At 49.7% G+C, this 19,744-nt stretch carries 19 protein-coding genes; all 19 read left to right on the top strand.

Translation table 11 applies throughout. From position 1 onward, the window contains the following. The first annotated feature begins 127 nt into the window (after positions 1–127). The gene (locus MUB35_RS28160) at positions 128–1,504 is read left to right on the top strand and encodes an MATE family efflux transporter (protein ID WP_033143351.1); all 1,377 of its coding nucleotides are present in this window, start codon (positions 128–130) and stop codon (positions 1,502–1,504) included. A gap of 343 nt (positions 1,505–1,847) precedes the next feature. Then, positions 1,848–2,423, top strand: coding sequence for a TetR/AcrR family transcriptional regulator (locus MUB35_RS28165; RefSeq protein WP_052099688.1), 576 nt, complete (start codon positions 1,848–1,850; stop codon positions 2,421–2,423). Then, a complete protein-coding gene (locus tag MUB35_RS28170) occupies positions 2,420–2,848 on the top strand; it encodes a hypothetical protein (protein ID WP_033143352.1) in 429 nt (142 codons plus the stop codon). The genes MUB35_RS28165 and MUB35_RS28170 overlap by 4 nt, the downstream gene beginning before the upstream one ends. A gap of 195 nt (positions 2,849–3,043) precedes the next feature. After that, complete coding sequence (locus MUB35_RS28175; RefSeq protein WP_331477684.1) at positions 3,044–4,486, top strand: MATE family efflux transporter; 1,443 nt, start codon at positions 3,044–3,046, stop codon at positions 4,484–4,486. After that, positions 4,473–5,372 carry a DMT family transporter gene (locus tag MUB35_RS28180; protein WP_227210795.1) on the top strand — a complete coding sequence of 300 codons (900 nt, stop codon included), beginning with the start codon at positions 4,473–4,475 and terminating at the stop codon, positions 5,370–5,372. The genes MUB35_RS28175 and MUB35_RS28180 overlap by 14 nt, the downstream gene beginning before the upstream one ends. A gap of 129 nt (positions 5,373–5,501) precedes the next feature. Further along, positions 5,502–6,536, top strand: a complete 1,035-nt coding sequence (locus tag MUB35_RS28185; RefSeq protein WP_103731902.1) for a molybdopterin-binding protein — start codon at positions 5,502–5,504, stop codon at positions 6,534–6,536. A 3-nt stretch (positions 6,537–6,539) separates the two neighbouring features. Continuing rightward, the gene (locus MUB35_RS28190; protein ID WP_103731903.1) at positions 6,540–7,481 is read left to right on the top strand and encodes an XdhC family protein; all 942 of its coding nucleotides are present in this window, start codon (positions 6,540–6,542) and stop codon (positions 7,479–7,481) included. 131 nt (positions 7,482–7,612) lie between these two features. Further along, positions 7,613–8,533: a molybdate ABC transporter substrate-binding protein gene (gene modA, locus MUB35_RS28195; protein WP_227246730.1), complete on the top strand. Its 921-nt coding sequence runs from the start codon at positions 7,613–7,615 to the stop codon at positions 8,531–8,533. A gap of 73 nt (positions 8,534–8,606) precedes the next feature. Beyond that, entirely contained in the window at positions 8,607–9,293 is a 687-nt protein-coding gene (modB, locus tag MUB35_RS28200) for a molybdate ABC transporter permease subunit (RefSeq protein ID WP_033143357.1), read from the top strand. Further along, positions 9,290–10,351, top strand: a complete 1,062-nt coding sequence (locus tag MUB35_RS28205; protein ID WP_148393559.1) for a sulfate/molybdate ABC transporter ATP-binding protein — start codon at positions 9,290–9,292, stop codon at positions 10,349–10,351. The genes modB and MUB35_RS28205 overlap by 4 nt, the downstream gene beginning before the upstream one ends. A gap of 172 nt (positions 10,352–10,523) precedes the next feature. After that, the gene (locus tag MUB35_RS28210) at positions 10,524–11,018 is read left to right on the top strand and encodes an Lrp/AsnC family transcriptional regulator (protein ID WP_244807222.1); all 495 of its coding nucleotides are present in this window, start codon (positions 10,524–10,526) and stop codon (positions 11,016–11,018) included. Continuing rightward, positions 11,015–12,184: an aminotransferase class I/II-fold pyridoxal phosphate-dependent enzyme gene (locus tag MUB35_RS28215; RefSeq protein WP_244807223.1), complete on the top strand. Its 1,170-nt coding sequence runs from the start codon at positions 11,015–11,017 to the stop codon at positions 12,182–12,184. The genes MUB35_RS28210 and MUB35_RS28215 overlap by 4 nt, the downstream gene beginning before the upstream one ends. An 86-nt stretch (positions 12,185–12,270) precedes the next feature. Then, complete coding sequence (locus MUB35_RS28220; RefSeq protein ID WP_033143361.1) at positions 12,271–13,593, top strand: aspartate kinase; 1,323 nt, start codon at positions 12,271–12,273, stop codon at positions 13,591–13,593. A gap of 67 nt (positions 13,594–13,660) precedes the next feature. Next, entirely contained in the window at positions 13,661–14,602 is a 942-nt protein-coding gene (locus MUB35_RS28225; RefSeq protein ID WP_033143362.1) for a 2-hydroxyacid dehydrogenase, read from the top strand. Positions 14,603–14,626: 24 nt separating this feature from the next. Then, entirely contained in the window at positions 14,627–15,097 is a 471-nt protein-coding gene (locus MUB35_RS28230; RefSeq protein ID WP_033143363.1) for a hypothetical protein, read from the top strand. 16 nt (positions 15,098–15,113) lie between these two features. Then, positions 15,114–15,524 carry an acyl-CoA thioesterase gene (locus tag MUB35_RS28235; protein WP_227210788.1) on the top strand — a complete coding sequence of 137 codons (411 nt, stop codon included), beginning with the start codon at positions 15,114–15,116 and terminating at the stop codon, positions 15,522–15,524. Positions 15,525–16,205: 681 nt separating this feature from the next. Beyond that, positions 16,206–16,580: a GntR family transcriptional regulator gene (locus tag MUB35_RS28240; protein ID WP_033143365.1), complete on the top strand. Its 375-nt coding sequence runs from the start codon at positions 16,206–16,208 to the stop codon at positions 16,578–16,580. Further along, on the top strand, positions 16,573–17,475 hold the full coding sequence (locus tag MUB35_RS28245; protein ID WP_244807224.1) for an ABC transporter ATP-binding protein: 903 nt from the start codon (positions 16,573–16,575) through the stop codon (positions 17,473–17,475). Before MUB35_RS28240 ends, MUB35_RS28245 begins: the two co-directional genes overlap by 8 nt. Then, a complete protein-coding gene (locus MUB35_RS28250) occupies positions 17,450–19,591 on the top strand; it encodes a DUF6449 domain-containing protein (protein ID WP_033143367.1) in 2,142 nt (713 codons plus the stop codon). Before MUB35_RS28245 ends, MUB35_RS28250 begins: the two co-directional genes overlap by 26 nt. Positions 19,592–19,744: the final 153 nt, after the last annotated feature.

Consider the following 19,744-nt stretch of genomic DNA (forward strand, 5'->3'; position numbering starts at 1 on the left):
AAACGGATACAGATGTGTTACTATATACTACAGTTGGCTTTAAACAGCTTTACTTTGTCCGGAAAATACCGTGTGTACGCATAGTTTCCTCACAGAGTGAAAATTATAAAGTAAGGAAGGCGCAGAAATGAAACAGAAGAAAGAGACAGATTTAGGCAGGGAACCGATAGGCCGGTTGTTATTCAGGCTTTCCGTTCCTGCAATAACAGCGCAGGTGGTAAATGTGCTCTACAATATGGTGGACCGTATGTATATCGGCCATATTCCCGGTTATGGAGCACAGGCACTGACAGGTGTGGGTGTTACTTTTCCGCTGATCATGCTGATCTCCGCATTTGCGGCACTGGTGAGCATGGGCGGCGCGCCCCGTTCTTCTATTATGATGGGAAAGGGAAAGAAAGATGAGGCGGAGGAGATCATGGGCAACTGTGCCATGGGACTTCTCATAGCGGGGGTGCTGCTGACCGCATTTTTCCTGATATTTTCCAAAGATTTGCTGCTTTTGTTCGGGGCAAGTGAGAATACCATTGCGTATGCAACAGCATATATGCAGATTTATGCCATGGGTACTCTGTTTGTGCAGGCGGCTCTTGGTATGAATGCGTTTATTACGGCACAGGGGTTTGCCACGGTCAGTATGCTGAGTGTGGTGATCGGAGCTGTGTGTAATATTGTTCTTGACCCCATCTTTATTTTCGGGATGCATATGGGGGTGCGCGGAGCCGCACTGGCAACTATTATTTCACAGGGTGTGTCCGCTGTGTGGGTGATTCGGTTTTTGTGTGGTAAGAAGACAACGCTCAGGCTTAAGAAAAAGTATCTCAGGATTTCTCCGAGAGTGTTTTTTCCGTGTATGGCACTGGGGCTGTCGCCGTTTATTATGCAGTCTACGGAGAGTATACTGAATATCTGCTTTAACTCTTCTTTGCTGAAGTATGGCGGGGATATGGCTGTGGGGGCTATGACGATCTTGTCCAGTGTGATGCAGTTTTCCATGCTGCCGCTTCAGGGGCTGACCCAGGGGTCACAGCCGATTGTGAGTTATAATTTTGGAGCAGGGAATCCGGACCGGGTGAAGAGGGCGTTTTTCCTGCTGCTGCGGTCCTGTGTTGTGTATTCGGTGGCTATCTGGGCTGTGGCCATGTTTGCACCGGGGGTATTTGCGGGTATCTTTACGAGTAATCCGGAGCTGACGCAGACGACGAAATGGGCGATGAAGATTTATATGGCGGTGTCCTGTATTTTCGGGGTTCAGATTGCGTGCCAGCAGACGTTTATTGCTTTGGGGAAGGCTAAGGAATCGATTTTTCTGGCTTTGCTTCGGAAGGTGATTTTGTTGATACCGCTGATTTATATATTGCCGATGTTTTTTGGGGATAAGACCATGGCGGTGTTTTTGGCGGAACCGGTGGCGGATATGCTGGCGGTGACGACAACGGGGGTTTTATTTGGGGTGCAGTTTAGAAAAGTGATGAGAGAGATGAAGGCGAGGGTGAAACGGTAAGGGGGACGGCGGTAAGAGAATGTTCCGGGGGCCTCTGCGCCTGCTGCCTCTTTGCAAAAGACTGCCTTCGTCGGCAAGACTTGCTATGAAAAAAACAGACTCCCGGTTCCCTGACCGGGAGTCTGTTTTTTTTTCTTAGCAAGTCTAAGCCTCCTGCGGAACACTCTTTTGCAAAGAGGCAGTAGGCGCAGAGGCCCCCGGAACATTCTCTTACCGCCTGGCGGCTTCGGGCGGGTGACTTGGATAAAAATAAAATGGAGTTGACTTATAGGGGAGTTGTGCGTATAATGAACAGTGTTCAGTTTGAAAATAAAAAATTTATATAAGAGCGGAGGAGATTGAGGTGAATACAGTTGTGACGTCAAGGGAGGAGATTTTGAGGGCTGCGGGGGAGATGGTGAAGGTGGGGAAGGGAGACGGGGTCAGTATGAGGGGAATCGCGAGGGAGTGTGGGATTGCGGTGGGGTCTATTTATAATTATTTTCCGACGAAGAATGATCTGATGATCGCGGTGGTGGTTGAGATGTGGAAGGAGATATTCTTTGTGCCGCTGAGTAAGATAGAGGGGAAGAGTTTTTTGGGGATTGTGGAGTGTATTTTGGAGAGGATGGGGGAGAACAGAGGGGAAGGACAGGGCTTTTTGGCGGAGCATGCTTTTGTTGTGGGGGATAAGGAGAAGGGGCATCTGGTGATGGAAGAGTATCTGGGGCATATGAGAGAGGAGCTTCTGGCAGTGCTTATGGGGGACAGCGCTGTGGCGGACGAGGTCTGGAGTGATGGATTTTCGGCGGAGGATTTTGTGAGGTTTGTGGTGGATTTTCTGGTGGAGGATCTGATGCGGGGGACGGACAGAGCTGTGTTTCTCAGGGAATTGATACTGCGTGTGGTTTATGGAAGGAAACGGGAGGATTTGAGATGAAAGTGAGAAAAAATTATCTGCTGCTGATCGCGGCGATCGTATGGGCCGTGGCTGGGGGGAATATTCTGCGGATTGGACTGGAGGTTTACGAAAGCTATGTCGGAGTGCTGAATGTTCTGCTGTCAGCTGCGGTTTATATGGTGTTCCAGATTTTTGTGTTTGGGAAGATGGTGCGGAAGCATACCGTGAGGATTGTAGGATATGAGGAGGAAAAGCAGTTCTTTCTGAAGTTTTTTGATAAGAAGGCATTTTGTATCATGGCGTTTATGATGACCTTCGGTATCGGGCTTCGGGTGTCAGGATGGTGCCCGGAAGTGTTTATCGCTGTATTTTATACAGGGCTTGGGGCGTCGCTTCTCACGGCAGGCGGGTTGTTTCTGGTGAATTTTGCGGGGGTTATGAGAGGGAACACCCAGGAGGCGTAAAACAGAGGGAAATAAATTTGAGATTATGATTGAAAATTGAAAATACTGGTGCTATACTTGCTTTCAAGCGAATTGCCGCACATGCCGAACCAGAGTGTGCTAAAATGCCCGGCCATATCAAGGGCAGAGACACCGGTTCGGATGGAAACAGGTGGCCTTATAAAAAGTGTTCCGGTTTGTCCGGAGCACTTTTCTATGCGCCGAAGACGTGCCAGGGACGGAACATCCGTTCGTCTCCTGTCCGACAGCCGGAAATATTACATGATAGAAGAGAAGGAGACTATGGCAGTTATGGAAAAAGATATGACAAAGGGCAGTCCGTTCCGGCTGATCCTGGCTTTTACGATTCCCCTCATAATCGGCAATGTTTTTCAGCAGCTCTATAACATGGTGGACGCCATCATTGTGGGACGGACGGTGGGAGTCAACGCGCTGGCAGCTGTGGGGATGTCCGGCAGTATTGTGTTTCTGATCCTGGGGTTTTTAAACGGACTGACGACGGGATTTACGGTCCTTACCTCAAGGACTTTCGGGGCGGGAAATATGGACGGTATGAAGAAATCTGTCTATTCCTCCTCCGTGCTGGCAGTTGTGGTCACTGTGATTCTGACTGTGATCAGCGTGGTGGGGCTGAAAGGACTGCTGCGCCTGATGAATACCCCGGATGAAATTTTTCAGGATGCTTACCAGTATCTGTTTGTGGTGTTTCTGGGGATTTGGACCCAGGTGCTCTATAACCTGCTGGCAAGCTTTTTAAGGGCCCTTGGAAACAGCAGGATACCTCTGTATTTCCTGATCCTGGCGGCAGTGCTGAACATTTTCCTGGATCTGTTTTTTATACTGGTCATGAAGATGGGGACCAGAGGAGCGGCTGTGGCTACGGTGATCTCCCAGGGCGTGTCCGGTGTTCTGTGTCTTGTGTATATAGTGAAAAAGGTGCCGCTTCTGCATATGAAGAAGGAGCACAGGGTTCTGGAGAAAAATTCCGTCCGTTTTCAGATCAAGGTGGGGATTCCCATGGGTCTTCAGTTTTCCATTACCGCGCTGGGGATCATGATCCTGCAGAGTGCTCTCAATGGATTCGGAGCCAGGGCAGTGGCCGGCTTTACGGCCTCCACAAAAGTCATGCAGCTGATCAATCAGGCCATGATCTCCATCGGTGTTACCATGGCAACGTATTCCTCACAGAATATCGGGGCGGGAAGGTTTGACAGGATCAGAAAAGGAGCCAGGGTCTCCACAGGGATGTCCGCTGTGTATGCCGTGCTGGTCACTGTGATCCTTCATTTTTTCGGCAAATACATGGTGCGCATGTTCATTGACAGCGGACAGACAGACGTGCTTGGGTACTGCGAGATGTATTTTTCCATCATTGCGCCGTTTATGCTGATTTTGGGGTCCATTTTTATATACAGAAATATTCTGCAGGGAATGGGATTTGGCTTTGTGCCCATGATGGCAGGGGCGGCTGAGCTGGCAGCCAGGACAGCGGCAGCTTTTACCGCGCGCCATTTCGGCTCTTTTGAGGGAATCTGCTGGGCAGACCCTCTGGCCTGGGTTGCGGCTGCGTCGCCTCTTGTGATCACTTATCTGTGGAGAATCAAGAAATTGGAGAGGGAAGCCTATGAAAGAGAGTAAAAAGACAGCAGGTCATTTGATGGCTTTATTTACAGTGGCTGTGTGGGGAACCACATTTATTTCCACAAAAGTGCTGCTTCGGGAGTTTACACCCATAGAAATTCTGCTTTTCCGGTTCCTTATCGGTTTTGCGGCGCTTTGTCTGGTGAATCACAGAAGGCTGAGAATCAAAGAGAGAAGCCATGAGCTTTTGTTCGTGGCTGCGGGAATCAGCGGTGTCACACTGTATTTCCTTATGGAGAATATTGCGCTGACCTATACTTATGCGTCAAATGTGGGGGTGATCGTGGCGACAGCACCGTTCTGCACCGCCATTCTGGGATTTATTTTCCTGAGGGATGAGAAACTGAAGATGGGATTTTTTGTGGGATTTGTGATCAGCATAGCAGGTATTGTTCTGCTCAGCTTCAACGGGCAGAAGTCCTTTCATCTGAATCCGAGAGGGGATGTGCTTGCCCTTCTGGCGGCTGTGGTGTGGGCCTGCTATTCTGTGCTCATAAAGAAGATCAGCAGCTACGGGTATCAGACCATTCAGATCACCAGGCATGTGTTCTTCTACGGCATTCTTTTTATGCTGCCTGCCCTGTTCTTTATGGATTTCCGCTGGCAGTTCTCCAGATTTAAAGATCCGGTGCTGCTGGCAAATATTTTATTTTTGGGGCTGTGTGCCTCTGCCCTCTGTTTTGTGACCTGGAATCTGGCGGTGAAGATTGTAGGCGCAGTGAAAACCAGTGTCTATCTGTATCTGGTTCCGGTGGTCACCATTGCAGCTTCAGTCCTTGTCCTCCACGAAAAAATATCGGTGGTGTCTGTTCTTGGGACCGTGATGGTGCTTATGGGGCTGGTCCTCTCAGACAGAGGAAAGACAGCAGAAAAAAATAATTAGAAAATGTTGCCAAAACAACTTTTTTAATTGCGCGAAACGTGTATAATAATAGAAACAAAATAAGAACCGTTTTTCGGACAATTCCGAAAAGCGGTTTTACAATATTGGGAAAAACGGGGATAAGCGGAAATGAGAGAGATAGAAACAACAAAAGCGGCAGGACATATTCTCTGCCATGATATCACGCAGATCATTAAAGGAGAAAAGAAAGGTCCTGTGTTCAGAAAAGGCCATGTAGTCAGGGAAGAAGACATTCCTGTCCTCTTATCTGTGGGCAAGGAGCACCTGTTTGTCTGGGAAAAGACAGAGGGAATCCTCCATGAAAATGAGGGCGCCGAGATTCTGCGGGATATCTGCAAAAATGAATATATGTCCGAATCGGAGATAAAAGAGGGAAAGATTGAGCTGAAGGCCCAGATAGACGGGCTGTTTAAAATAGACAGAAAAAAACTGCTGGCAGTTAATTCCCTGGGAGAGATGATGATTGCCTCCCGCCACGGTGATTTTCCGGTAAAAAAGGGAGACAAGCTGGCAGGCATGCGCATCATTCCCCTTGTCATCGAGGAGGAGAAGATGAACCGGGCGAAAGAGGCCGCGAAGGGTGGTCCTGTTTTTCAGATCCTGCCCTATCGGGAGAAAAAGGTGGGCATTGTGACCACAGGCAGCGAGATTTCCAAGGGCCTGATCCAGGATACCTTCGGTCCTGTGATCGAGGAGAAGCTGGGGGAATTCCCCACAACAGTGATGGGCCAGGTGTATCCGGGGGATGACAAGGAGAAGATCACAGAGGAGATCCTTTCCTTTATAGAGCAGGGCGCGGATATGGTGGTCTGTACTGGCGGTATGAGTGTGGACCCGGATGACCGCACGCCGGGAGCTATTAAGGATACAGGGGCTGAGATCATTTCCTACGGGGCACCGGTGCTGCCGGGAGCCATGCTTTTGGTGGCCTATTATAAGAAAGACGGGAAGCGTATTCCCATTGTGGGACTTCCGGGATGCGTTATGTATGCAAAGAGAACCGTATTTGATCTGGTACTGCCCAGGCTCATGGCGGATGACCCGATAGAAAAAGAAGAACTGGCAGCTCTTGGCGAAGGCGGATTATGTCTGAACTGCGATGTCTGTACCTTCCCCAACTGCGGGTTCGGAAAAGGAAGATAATATATGGCTGACAGAGAAATGTATCTGCAGATCGCCGCGCTGTTTGCTCAGACAGATGAGATCACCATTGAGACCACGCTTATGGGGGAACAGGCCGGACAGAAGAAAATACTCACCGGGGAGGAGCGCATGCTTCCTCCGGGGGAACATGTATACAGGGAAACGCTCTACGGGAGAAGCCGGGCCGTTGTCTGCGGCGGAGGGCATGTCTCCCTGGCACTAGTGCGCTTTTTAAAATTGCTGGATTTCCATGTGACGGTGATCGACGGGAGAGAGGAGTTCGCCAATCGGGAGCGGTTTCCCGAAGCGGATGAGATCCTGTGTATGGACTTTGAAGAGGGTCTGGAGCAGCGTGATTTTGGAGAACATGCCTATTACATTATTGTGACCAGAGGGCACAAGGATGACTACCGTTGTCTTCGTTCTATTTTGAAGAAGAAGAGAGACTACGTGGGCATGATCGGCAGCAGGGGAAAGGTTGCCATGTCTTTTGAACGGCTGCGGCAGGATGGAGTGGAAGAAGAAGAGATTCGGAAGATCCGTGCGCCCATTGGCCTTGCCATCAGCGCCCAGACCCCTGCGGAGATCGGTGTGAGCATCTGCGCGGAGATCATTCAGGAGAAAAACAAATATCCCCGCAAGACCCTGGAGGAGGAAGTGCTCAGGGGTATCCGGGATGAAAATGCCGTGACTATGGTAACCGTGGTGGAAAAATCAGGGTCTTCCCCCCGGGGAGAGGGTACGCGGATGGTGGTATGCCGAGACGGAAGCATATACGGAACCATCGGCGGCGGGCCCATAGAATTTGCTGCGGTGAAAGAAGCCCGGAACTTTTCAGATGCGGGCGGTTTTTCCATCCGGGAATATGATCTTTCCAATTCCAAAGCAGCCACCCTTGGGATGGTCTGCGGCGGAAAGGTAAAAGTGTTGTTTGAAAAGCTTTGACAGCAGGCAGGCTGTTTTGCGACCGCCGGGCGGGATGTGCACAGGAGTTTTGACGGACAGCAAACTTGCGGCCAGTGTTGAAGGAGCCGGAAATAACACGATGATCGGACAAGAGTCAGGGAGGATTCACTATGAAAAAAAGAACAGCAGGCCTTTTGGGTATTTTTTTGGCAGCAGCTATGATGACCGCAGCATGCGGCAGTGACAACAGCCAGGAAACTGCAGAAAAAACAGCGCCGAAGACAGAGACAAAGGACAACATAGAAAGTAAGGACGACGCAGAGGGCAAAGACGAGGCAAAGGCAGCAGACGATGAGACAACAGATAACGGGGAGAAAAAGGATGCAGAGGAGCCGGTCACCATATTGATGGCAGCGGCAGCCAGCCTGGAATATTCCATGAAGGATGAGCTGATTCCCATGTTCCAAAAGCAGCACCCAAACATTACAGTGGAGGGCACCTATGACAGTTCCGGAAAGCTTCAGACTCAGATAGAATCCGGCATGGATGCGGACTTATTCTTCTCCGCAGCGGAAAAACAGATGACTGCCCTGAAGGATGAGAACCTGATTGACAGGGATTCCGTTAAGCATCTGCTGGAGAACAAGATCGTTCTTGTGGTTCCTTCAGATAAGAAGGACGCATACACAAAATTTGAGGATGTGGTGAACGCAGAGACGGTGGCAGTGGGAGACCCGGAGAGTGTGCCTGCAGGACAGTACGCGCGGGAGGCACTCACAAGTCTCGGACTCTGGGACCAGGTATCTGCAAAAGCCAGTCTGGGAACCAATGTGACAGAGGTACTCAACTGGGTATCTGAGGGAAGCGCGGATGCAGGCATTGTATACGCCACAGACGCAGCCACCAAGAAAGACAGCCTGGCAGTCGTTGCGGAAGCACCGGAGGGAAGCCTTGCACAAAAGGTTATTTATCCGGCAGGTATTGTGACAAGCTCCGCAAAAAAGGAGGCAGCACAGCTCTTCCTGGATTTCCTTGCCTCCGACGAGGCGTCCGCAGTATTTGAGGAATATGGTTTTACACCAGTGAAATAATGATCACAGCATTCAGGCATGGCCGGTCTGCATAAGCCGGCTGTGCCATTATTCTACAGGGGGACAGGCAGATATGGATTACTCACCGATATGGATATCAGTTAAGACGGCATCACTTACCATTGTCATCGTTTTTTTCATCGGTTTGGCGGCAGCCAAGCTGGTGGCAGGGCTCAAAAACGAGAAGATCAAGATGGTGCTGGACGGTATTTTTACCCTGCCTCTGGTTCTCCCGCCGACTGTGGCCGGATTCTTCCTCCTATATTTATTTGGAATCCGGCGCCCGATCGGGGCTTTTTTTGTTGAGTATTTTGGCGTTAAGATCGCATTTTCCTGGGGAGCGACCGTGCTGGCGGCAGTGGTGATCTCCTTTCCGCTCATGTACCGTTCCGCCAGGGGTGCACTGGAACAGGTGGATGAAAACCTGATATTTGCAGCCAGGACCCTGGGATTTTCCGAGTGGCGGATCTTCTGGAAGGTTATGTTTCCGGCGGCGCTTCCGGGCATTGCAGGCGGCGGCATTCTGGCTTTTGCCAGAGGACTGGGCGAGTTTGGGGCTACAGCCATGATCGCGGGAAATATAGCAGGCAAGACAAGAACTCTGCCTCTGGCTGTCTATTCCGCAGTGGCAGCAGGGGATATGGATACCGCCTACAAATATGTCATGATCATTTTACTGGTCTCCTTCCTGGTGGTAGTCCTCATGAATTATTTTACAGCGAAAGAGAGAACATACGGAAAGCGGGGAAAGAAAGCATGAGTCTGCAGGTGGATATCAAAAAAAGATGGAAGGGATTCTCCCTGCAGGTCCGCTTTGAGACAGGAGAAGGACTTCTGGGAATCCTGGGAGCCTCCGGCTGCGGCAAGAGCATGACATTAAAGAGCATTGCAGGCATTGTGACGCCTGACGAGGGGAGAATCCTATTAAACGGCAGAACACTTTTTGACTCGGAGAAGAAGATCAACCTGAAGCCCAGGGACAGGAAGGTGGGATATCTTTTTCAGGATTACGCCCTTTTTCCAAATATGACGGTCAAACAGAACATAAGCTGCGCTGTCAGGGGGAAGGATAAAGAGAGGATGGCAGAGGAACAGATACAGAACTTCCAGTTGGAAGGGCTGGAGGACCAGTATCCCCATCAGCTCTCCGGCGGACAGAAGCAGAGGACAGCACTTGCCCGCATGATGGCAAATGAGCCGGAGGCACTGCTTCTGGATGAACCTTTCTCTGCCTTGGACTATTATCTGAAGGAACAGCTCCAGGTGCAGATGCTGGATTTTCTGAAGGACTGCAAAAAGGATATGATTCTTGTCACCCACAACAGGGATGAGGTATACCGTTTGTGCGGGGATCTGCTTATTATGGACGGCGGGGAGAAGATTCGTATGGGACCCACAAAGGAGATCTTCCGTTATCCGGGCTGTGTGGCTGCTGCGCGTCTGACGGGCTGTAAGAACTTTTCCAGAGCCAGAAAGCTGGATGATACTCACGTGGAGGCGCTTGACTGGGGAATTGTGCTGACTGCGGGGAAACAAGTACCGGATGCGGTTTCCTCAGTGGGAATCCGGGCGCATTATTTTATTGCCTGTCAGGATGACAGCCGGGAAAATACGTTTCCCGCTGAACTGGTGGAGACCGTGGAATCCCCCTTTGAGATGAATGTAGTCATCCGGAAAAAGGGAATGCCGGGACATGACAGGCGCGAACAGATCTGGTGGAAGATGGCAAAGGAGAAATGGGCCGGCATGGAGGGGAAAGTCCCGGAATTTCTCAGGGTTTCCCCGGAGGATGTGCTGCTTCTCACAGACAGGCCGTGAGGCCGGGCAACAGAAGATAATTGACAACAGAACGATTACGGCGTAAACTAATAAAAACATTTATGCCCAATCAAAACAAACCTGCGCGGCAGAATGTCCGGGCAGGTTTTTATTTTTTCGGCACACGAAAACAGGCGGAAACACACCGCCTTGCAGGACAGGAGAGGATTATATGGAACAGGATTTGAGAAGACAGGTTTTAAATATTTTGGAGAAAAACAGCAGGCTTTCCCCTGCGGAGATTGCAGTCATGACAGGAACCGATGAGCAGACAGCGGCGGATATGATCTCTTCGCTGGAAAAAGAGGGCATTATCTGCGGATACCACACCCTCATCAACTGGGATAAGGAAAATGATGATTCCGTGACAGCCCTGATCGAGCTGAAGGTCACACCCCAGGGCGGCGACGGGTACAACAAGATAGCAGAACAGATTTACCAGTATCCCCAGGTGGAGACCCTGTACCTTATGTCAGGGGCTTACGACTTTTTAGTGCTTTTAAGAGGAAAGAGCATCAAGGACATCTCCCTTTTCGTTTCAGAAAATCTGGCGTCTATAGAGGAGGTGCAGAGTACGGCTACATATTTCACCCTTACAAAATATAAGGAGCAGGGAGTTAACCTTGCAAGGAAAAAGCAGGACGGAAGAATGGTGATCACTTTATGAGAGAATTTGTCACAGAGAAAGTAAAACAGATCAAGCCATCCGGAATCCGGAAGTTTTTCGACATTGTGAGCGAAATGCCGGATGCCATCTCCCTGGGAGTGGGGGAGCCGGATTTTGACACTCCCTGGCATATCCGTGAGGAGGGAATCCGTTCCCTGAAGGCAGGGAAGACTTTTTACACCTCCAATGCGGGACTTATGCCTTTGAGACAGGAGATCAGCAGATACATAGAGGACAGAATGCAGCTCACCTATGACCCGGCATCTGAGATCATGGTAACCGTGGGCGGAAGCGAGGCCATTGACATTGCATTTCGGACTGTTTTGGAACCGGGGGATGAGGTGATCATCCCTGAACCGGCGTTTGTGTCCTATGTGCCCTGTGTGCAGCTTGCAGGGGGCGTGCCGGTGACCATCCCTTTGAAGGCTGAGAACGCGTTTCGTCTGAAGCCCCGGGAGCTGGAGGCAGCCATTACGCCTAAGACGAAGGTGCTGCTTTTGTCCTATCCGAACAACCCCACAGGCGCCATTATGGAAAAAGAGGACTTGGAGGCTCTTCTGGGCATTATTGAGAAGCATGACCTGCTGGTGATCTCCGATGAGATTTACAGTGAGCTGACTTACAATTCCAGGCATGTGAGCATTGCCTCCCTTCCGGGAATGCGGAAGAGATGTGTGGTCATCAACGGATTTTCCAAATCCTATGCCATGACAGGCTGGAGACTTGGCTATGCCCTGGCACCGAAGGAGATCATGGAGCAGATGGTGAAGCTTCATCAGTTTGCCATCATGTCCTCTCCCACCACAAGTCAGTACGCTGCGGTGAGCGCCCTGAAAAACGGCAATTCCGACGTGATGGAAATGCGGCTGGCCTATGACCAGAGAAGACGTTTTCTGCTTCACGAGATGGAGCGGCTTCAGATTCCCTGCTTTGAACCGAGAGGCGCTTTCTACATATTTCCGGATATCTCGGAATTCGGCATGAGTTCGGAAGAATTCGCCACAGAGCTTCTCAGGGAGGAAAAGGTGGCTGTTGTTCCGGGCAGCGCGTTCGGGGACTGCGGTGAGGGATTTATCAGGATATCCTATGCCTATTCTATAGAAGAACTGAAAGCAGCCCTTGCCAGGATTGAGGTTTTTCTGAAAAAAATACGTCAAAATAAGTAGAAAATACTGGACAATTGGCGAATCAGATTATATTATAAGTTTTATACTTTAATTTATAAAAGAGTTACAGGGAGGATTTGAAAGAAATGAGAAAAGTGGTAAAATTCGGCGGCAGTTCCCTTGCCAGCGCAGAACAGTTCCGGAAAGTCGGCGAGATCATCCGTGCGGATGAGAGCAGAAGATATGTTGTGCCCTCCGCACCGGGAAAGCGTTTTTCCGCTGACACGAAGGTCACCGATTTATTATATCAGTGCTACCAGGCAGCAGAGAAAGGGGGAGCGGAGTTTCAGGCTCTTCTTTCGGAGATCAAGAGCCGTTATCAGGAGATCATAGACGGCCTGGAGCTGTCCATTTCCCTGGAAGAGGATTTTGGCCTTATTGAAGAGAATTTCAAAAAACAGATCGGCGAGGAGTACGCAGCTTCCCGCGGCGAGTTCTTAAACGGAAAGGTCATGGCAGATTACCTGGGCTTTGAGTTTGTGGATGCTGCCCGCATCATCCGTTTTGACGGCGAGGGACAGTTTGACGCGGAGATGACCAACCGTCTCACCAGAGAGTGCCTGAAAAACATGGAGTATGTGGTAGTGCCGGGCTTTTACGGCGCTATGGAGGACGGCACGGTCAAGACTTTCTCAAGGGGCGGTTCTGACATTACCGGTTCCATCGTCTCCGGGGCGCTGGATGTGGACCTGTATGAGAACTGGACAGACGTATCAGGATTTCTCGTGACAGACCCCAGGATCATCAAGGAACCCAAAGTCATTGACACCATCACCTACCGTGAGCTGCGCGAGCTGTCCTACATGGGCGCCACCGTGCTTCACGAGGAGGCAATCTTCCCTGTGCGAAAAGCCGGAATCCCCATCAATATCAGGAACACCAACGCGCCGGATGACGCGGGAACCATGATCGTGGAGGACACCTGCAAAAAGCCGGCTTACACAATCACCGGTATAGCGGGCAAAAAAGGTTTCTGTTCCCTCTTTATTGAAAAATCCCTGATGAACTCCGAGATCGGATTCGGCAGAAAAGTGCTGCAGGTTTTGGAAGAGCAGGGAATCTCTTTTGAACATGTGCCTTCAGGTATTGACACCATGACTGTGTTTATCCATCAGGATGAGTTCGCGGAGAAAGAGCAGCAGGTGATCGCCGGCATTCACCGTATGGTAAATCCGGATTACATGGAGTTGGAGTCTGATCTGGCACTGATCGCGGTGGTTGGCCGCGGCATGCGTTCCAACAGAGGAACCGCAGCCAGAATCTTCGCTGCACTGGCACACGCCAATATCAATGTAAAAATGATCGACCAGGGCTCCAGTGAGCTGAATGTGATCATCGGCGTGAAGAATGAGGACTTTGAAGGGGCAGTGAAGGCGATCTACGACATTTTTGTGACAACACAGCTTTGAGAATAGCCGTGCTTGGCGAAACTGCCGGGAAAAGGCTGAAATTGAGAAAAGAGGACATAAAAACAACATGAAACTGGTTATCATTGAGCCGCTTGGCGTGGAGAAAGAAAAGCTTCTGGCAATTGCCGGGGAATATGTATCTGACCGGGTGGAAATTATATACTATGACACAAAAGTTACGGATACAGCGACCCTGATCGAGAGGGGAAAGGATGCGGACATCATCGTGGTGTCCAACCTTCCCATGAACGGGGAGGTCATCCGCGGATGTGATAAACTCAAACTTCTCTCCGTGGCATTTACAGGCGTGGACCATATTGACCTGTCCGCGTGCCGGGAAAAGGGTGTGACTGTATGCAACTGTGCCGGATATTCCACGGCAGCGGTTGCGGACCTGGTGTTCGGCATGGTGATCGCGCTGTACAGAAATCTGATCCCCTGCAACGATGTTGTGAGACAGGGAGGGACCAAGGACGGCCTTGTGGGCATGGAGCTGGAAGGCAAGAAATTCGGAGTGGTGGGCACCGGTGCCATCGGCATGCGCACGGCAAAGATCGCCCGGGCTTTCGGCTGTCAGGTCTTTGCTTTCAGCAGAACAGAGAAAGAACTGCCGGGCGTGGTCTATCTGCCTCTTGAAAAGCTTTTGGCATCCTGTGATATTATTTCACTCCATGTGCCATTGACAGAAGAGACCAGGGGACTGATCGGGAAAGAGGAGCTGGCGCTCATGAAAAAGAGCGCGATACTCATCAATACAGCCAGAGGTCCGGTGGTGGACAGCACTGCCCTTGCCAATGCCCTTCAGACAGGGCAGATTGCAGGTGCCGCTGTGGATGTTTTTGAGACAGAGCCTCCGGTGGCGTCTGACCATCCTCTTTTGCAGGTGAAAAACCTCATCGCCACCCCGCATGTGGCATTTGCCACAAAAGAGGCTATGGTGAAGCGCGCACACACGGTTTTTGGCAATGTAAAAGCCTGGGAGGCGGGAACCCCCCAGAATGTCATATAGAAGCTGACAGCAGGAGGAAGCAAAATGAACAAATATATGAACATGAATAACAAGAACAAGAAGAACGGGATGCTGAAGTGGGTTGGACTTGTGGAGCTGATCATGGGTGCTATGAACCTGTCAAACGGTCTGCTGTCCATGTATGTCCTGTTTTCCAAGGGCCAGGAAGTACTGGATGAGATAGAGAAGACCAATCATATTACAGTGACCATGCAGGAGATGACCATTTCCGTTTTGGTGACTGTGGTGCTGGGAGCCGCCATGCTGGCTGCAGGCCTCATTGCCATGATGTTCAACGGCATCAAGGGAAAAGAGAAGCTGCCGTTTATCATGGGCATTATCCTTCTTGCGTGTATTCTGATATCGAATATCATCAATATTGTGATGCTGAGAAGCTCTTTCAGTCTTTCCTTTATCTTATGGGTAGTGATCCACGGGCTGTATCTGTACGGCGCTTACCGCAATAAGCAGAATATAGAGGCTGAGAATTTGTAGAAGAGAGTGGGCAGATATGGAAGTTTACAGACATAAGACCCAGTATTATGAGACAGACCAGATGGGAATCGTACATCACTCCAATTATATCCGCTGGTTTGAGGAGGCGAGGACAGATTTCCTTGAGAAGCTGGGGATGGGATATGACAGGATGGAGGCAGAGGGAATCATAAGCCCGGTGCTCTCCGTGTCCTGTGAGTACAGGACTATGACGCATTTCGGAGAGACTGTGGCGATTGCCGTGGCGCTGACAAAATATAACGGTATCCGGCTGGAGCTGGCATATACGGTCAGCAGTGCGGACACCGGGGAGGTTCGGGCAGTGGGAAGCTCAAAGCACTGTTTTCTTGACAGGGACGGTAATATCCTTTCTCTGAAGAAAAGGAGTCCGGGGTATCATAAACGGCTGGAAGAGTGTGTGAAATAGAAGGGCAGTCTTTTAACCGGACGTCACCCGGCCCCTGGCTTCTCTCACGCAAACACCCGCAACGCTCGGCCGAGCTAACCGTTAACTGCAACTAAGACGTTCGGGAAAGCCCTCACGCCTAAGTTTCCGTAAACGGTGGATCTCGTCCTCCCTAAGTGCGCGGGCAAATGTTTACGTGAGAGAAGCCAGGGGCCGGGTGCCTGTTGGTTGGAAAGCGGGAGGTATCCGGTTTGCAGACGAAATGTTTTCTCCGGTGCGGAAGTGTATTACACCGGTAATTGGTGTCTATATATTTATTTATGTTAGAAATACTCCGCCTGTGAAATTTATTTTGAGAACTTTCGTTTCCAGTACACAGTCATGGGGGCATGGGAATCTCTCAGGCAGGCATTTGCCCGCGCTTTTAGCGATGGCGAGATCCACCGTTTACGGAAACTTAGGCGTGAGGGCTTTCCCGAACGTCTTAGTTGCAGTTAACGGTTAGCTTGACAGAGCGTTGCGGGTGTCTGCCTGAGAGATTCCCATGCCCCCATGACGTCCGCTTAAGCCAAAAAAGTTACGAAGAAAAATTTCCGCTTCCTCTTGACAAGGGGGCGGAATTTTTTTATACTGTAAGTGTACTAAGACACATAGTACACTAGATACACATAAATCGGACCAATAAAGAAAAGAGGAAACTCTATGATTGTGATTGATTACCAGAACCGAAAACCGATTTACGAACAAATTGTAGAGCGCTTTCAGATGCTGATCGTAAGAGGCGTGCTGGAACCGGACTCTCAGATGCCTTCTGTCCGTTCTCTGGCAACGGAGCTGTCCATCAACCCCAATACCATTCAGAAAGCATATACGATCCTGGAGCAGCAGGGATATATCTACCCCGTTAAGGGAAGGGGAAATTTTGTGTCCGGCAGCAGGAATCTTGTGGAACAGAAGAAGGATAACTTTTTCCAGAAGCTGAGGATCGTCATTCGGGAAGGGATTGAGCTGGGCGTTACAAAAGAGGAGTGTGTGAGCCGGACTGCGGCGCTGTACGAGGAGGTTAGCCATGATTAAAGCAGAACATCTGTCTAAAGCCTTTGGGGAGATCAAGGCAGTGGACAACATCGACATTGAGATTCCGGATAACAGCATATTTGGTCTGGCAGGAACAAACGGTGCAGGTAAGAGTACCTTTCTGCGTCTTTTGTCCGGTGTTCTGAAACCGGATCAGGGGAGTGTTAAAATAGACGGAAAGCCTGTCTTTGAACAGGAGGAGATAAAGCAGGAGATTTTCTTTCTGCCGGACAGTGCGTATTTTATTCCGAATGCCACAGGAAGATCCATGGCTGACTGGTATGCTGTTTACTATCCGAAATTTGACAGGAAACGGTTTGACGAGCTGGCAAAAAGGCTGGATCTGGACACCGGAAGAAAGATACATACCCTTTCCAAGGGAATGAAGCGCCAGGTATCCATGCTTCTGGGCGTCTGCGCGGGCACAAAGTATCTTTTCTGTGATGAAACCTTTGACGGTCTGGACCCGGTGATGCGGCAGGCAGCCAAGAGTATACTGGCCTATGAAGTGACAGAGCGGGAGTTTACCCCTGTGATCGCCTCCCACAACTTAAGGGAACTGGAGGATATCTGTGACCATGTGGGACTTCTCCACAAAGGCGGCGTCCTTTTGTCAAGAGAGGTGGAGGATATGAAGCTTCACATTCATAAAATCCAGTGTGTCATCCAGAATCCTGTGCTGGAGGAAGAACTTTTAAGGGAACTGGAAGTGGTGCAGCATGAGAAGCGGCTGTCCCTCATGACCATGGTTGTCCGCGGGGAGAAGGACAGGATCATGGAAATCGTGGAGAGCAAGTTCCCGGTATTTGCGGAGATGATTCCGCTGACCCTGGAAGAAATCTTTATCAGTGAAACGGAGGTAGCAGGATATGACATCAAAGATCTCTTTTACTAAGATGGTGATGCAGAATGTGAAGGAAAGAGGCGCATGGCTTCTTGTCACATTTCTTGTACTGCTGATGACACTTCCGGTCCAGATCATGATGCGTCTGGACAATGTGGCTGCCCTGGGGCTGAAACCGAAAGAGATGGAAAAACAAGCGGCGGATGTATTTCTGAACACCACAGGGTTTGACAATGTGTTCCTGCTGTTTTTTGTGGTGATTGCTGCGTTCTGTCTGGGAATGACAGGATATCATTATCTGTACTCCAGGGAGAAGACGGATTTTTACCACAGTCTTCCTCTGAAAAGGGAACGGATATTCTTTGTGCCTTATGTGAGCGGGATTCTGATCTTTGCCGTACCGTATCTTATCAACCTGCTTCTGGCACTGCTGGCCGGAGCGGTTAAGGGAACCTTTCCCGCACACGCCGTTTCACTGGCACTGGGGGCGTTTCTGACCCATATGGTATTCTTTCTGGTATTTTATCATGTGGCCATACTGGCTGTGACGCTTACCGGAAACCTGTTTACCGGGGCTATGGCATATGCTGCTTTTTTAAGCTATGGATTTATTATAAAAGAAGTTTTTATAAGCATGTCCGAACGGTTTTTCCAGACTGTGGTGCCCACCATGCTGTATGGCGGAAGCTTCAGTTTTATGAGGATTTCCTTCCATGGAGGCGGGTGGACTTTCTCACCGCTTTATGCCTATTATATGGCTGCTTTAGAGGCGGTAAAGGCAGTGAGAGTGACAGAGAGAAAAACCCCGTGGGTATGGTGCGGGATCGGCGCGGTCCTTGCACTTGTGATTCTGCTGCTCTGTATCCTGGTGTACCGCCTGCGGCCGTCAGAGAGCCATAACAAGGCCATCGCTTTTAAGAAACTGGAGCCGGTCATTAAGATTGCGGTGGTATTTCCGTTTTCCATTCTGTTTGCCATTGGCGTCAGCTCCGGAATCGGGACACATGTATTTATCTGGTTTGTTATGATCCTCGTGTTTTCGGCGTGGGTACTGTCCACTGCCATGGATTTTCTGTACCGCATGGATATCAAAGAAAGCCTGCGCCCCCGCCTTTCGACGGGCGTGGTGCTGGGAATGCTGGCAGTTATAACTGTCATCTACCGCTTTGACGTCCTGGGGATGGACACGTATCTTCCGAAAGAGAACAAGATAGAGTATATGTCTGTCTACATTGAGAAAATAAACGGTCTGTACAGCTATCCCTACAATTCCGTGTATTACCAGGGAAGCAGCCGGATGAAATCCTATCTTGACAACACGAAATTCGAGGATTTTGAAAGTATTTACGATCTGGCGAAAATGGGTGTGGAAGTCCAGGAAAAAGACGGCGGTTTTCCGAAGGTGCAGGACGGAGAGAGCGTACTCTACTACTGTGTGAAATATCACTTAAAATCAGGAAGAGACGTCTACCGGTATTATGAGATCAAGCAGGATGAGCAGGCGGTCTCCCTGATGGGTAAAATTTATGACAGCTGGGAATACAAAGAGCAGACTCTTCCTGTGGAATTTATAGATGAGGACAAGATCACAGAGATATCTCTCAAGGACATATACTCTTCCAACCGTCAGGTCACAACCTCTGCAGAAATGATGAAGAATATATTTAAGACCTACAAAAGTGAATGGGAGAGCTTAAGCTTTGAGGACAGCACGAAACAGCAGGTGGTGGGCTTTTTGTACGTGGAAAGTCTGACAGGGGAAACAAACGAAAAATATGAATATGGAACCGTGGTCTATGATGACACCCAGACCCAGACACTTCCTCTGTATGAAGGATTTGTAAACACAAGAAAGCTTTTAGAGGAGGCAGGGTGCACGGTCTATACCGCCAAAGATCTGGACAAGATAGAAAAAATCGTACTGGTTTCAGCGGATAACTACGGAAAAGAGGAGGAATACACCTTCTCAGACCGGAAGGATATAAAGGAAATTCTGGAAAATTCTCTTTTTGACCAGTACAGCAATCCGGCCCTTGACAACTATCCGGATTATACAAAGGGTGTGCGCATTTACTGGAAGGATGGCCAGGGCGAGACAAAAGAGGGTATTTTCCTCAGCAATAACCCGCCTTCCTGTGTGAAAAAAGTTTTAAAAACCGAAGATTGACGAACCGTCTGAGATATATAAAAACAGGGGCTGCGTTACTGTTCAGAGGTATGCATAAGTCATTGTAAAAAATGACGAAATTTATTTTTTTATTTTGTGGATAACCATTCGCGGCAGGAAAAACTGTGTTTATAGTTTTTCCTGCTGTTCTTT

Origin of the sequence: Blautia sp. NSJ-175 (genome assembly GCF_022867815.1) — a bacterium.
GTDB lineage: Bacteria > Bacillota > Clostridia > Lachnospirales > Lachnospiraceae > Blautia > Blautia celeris.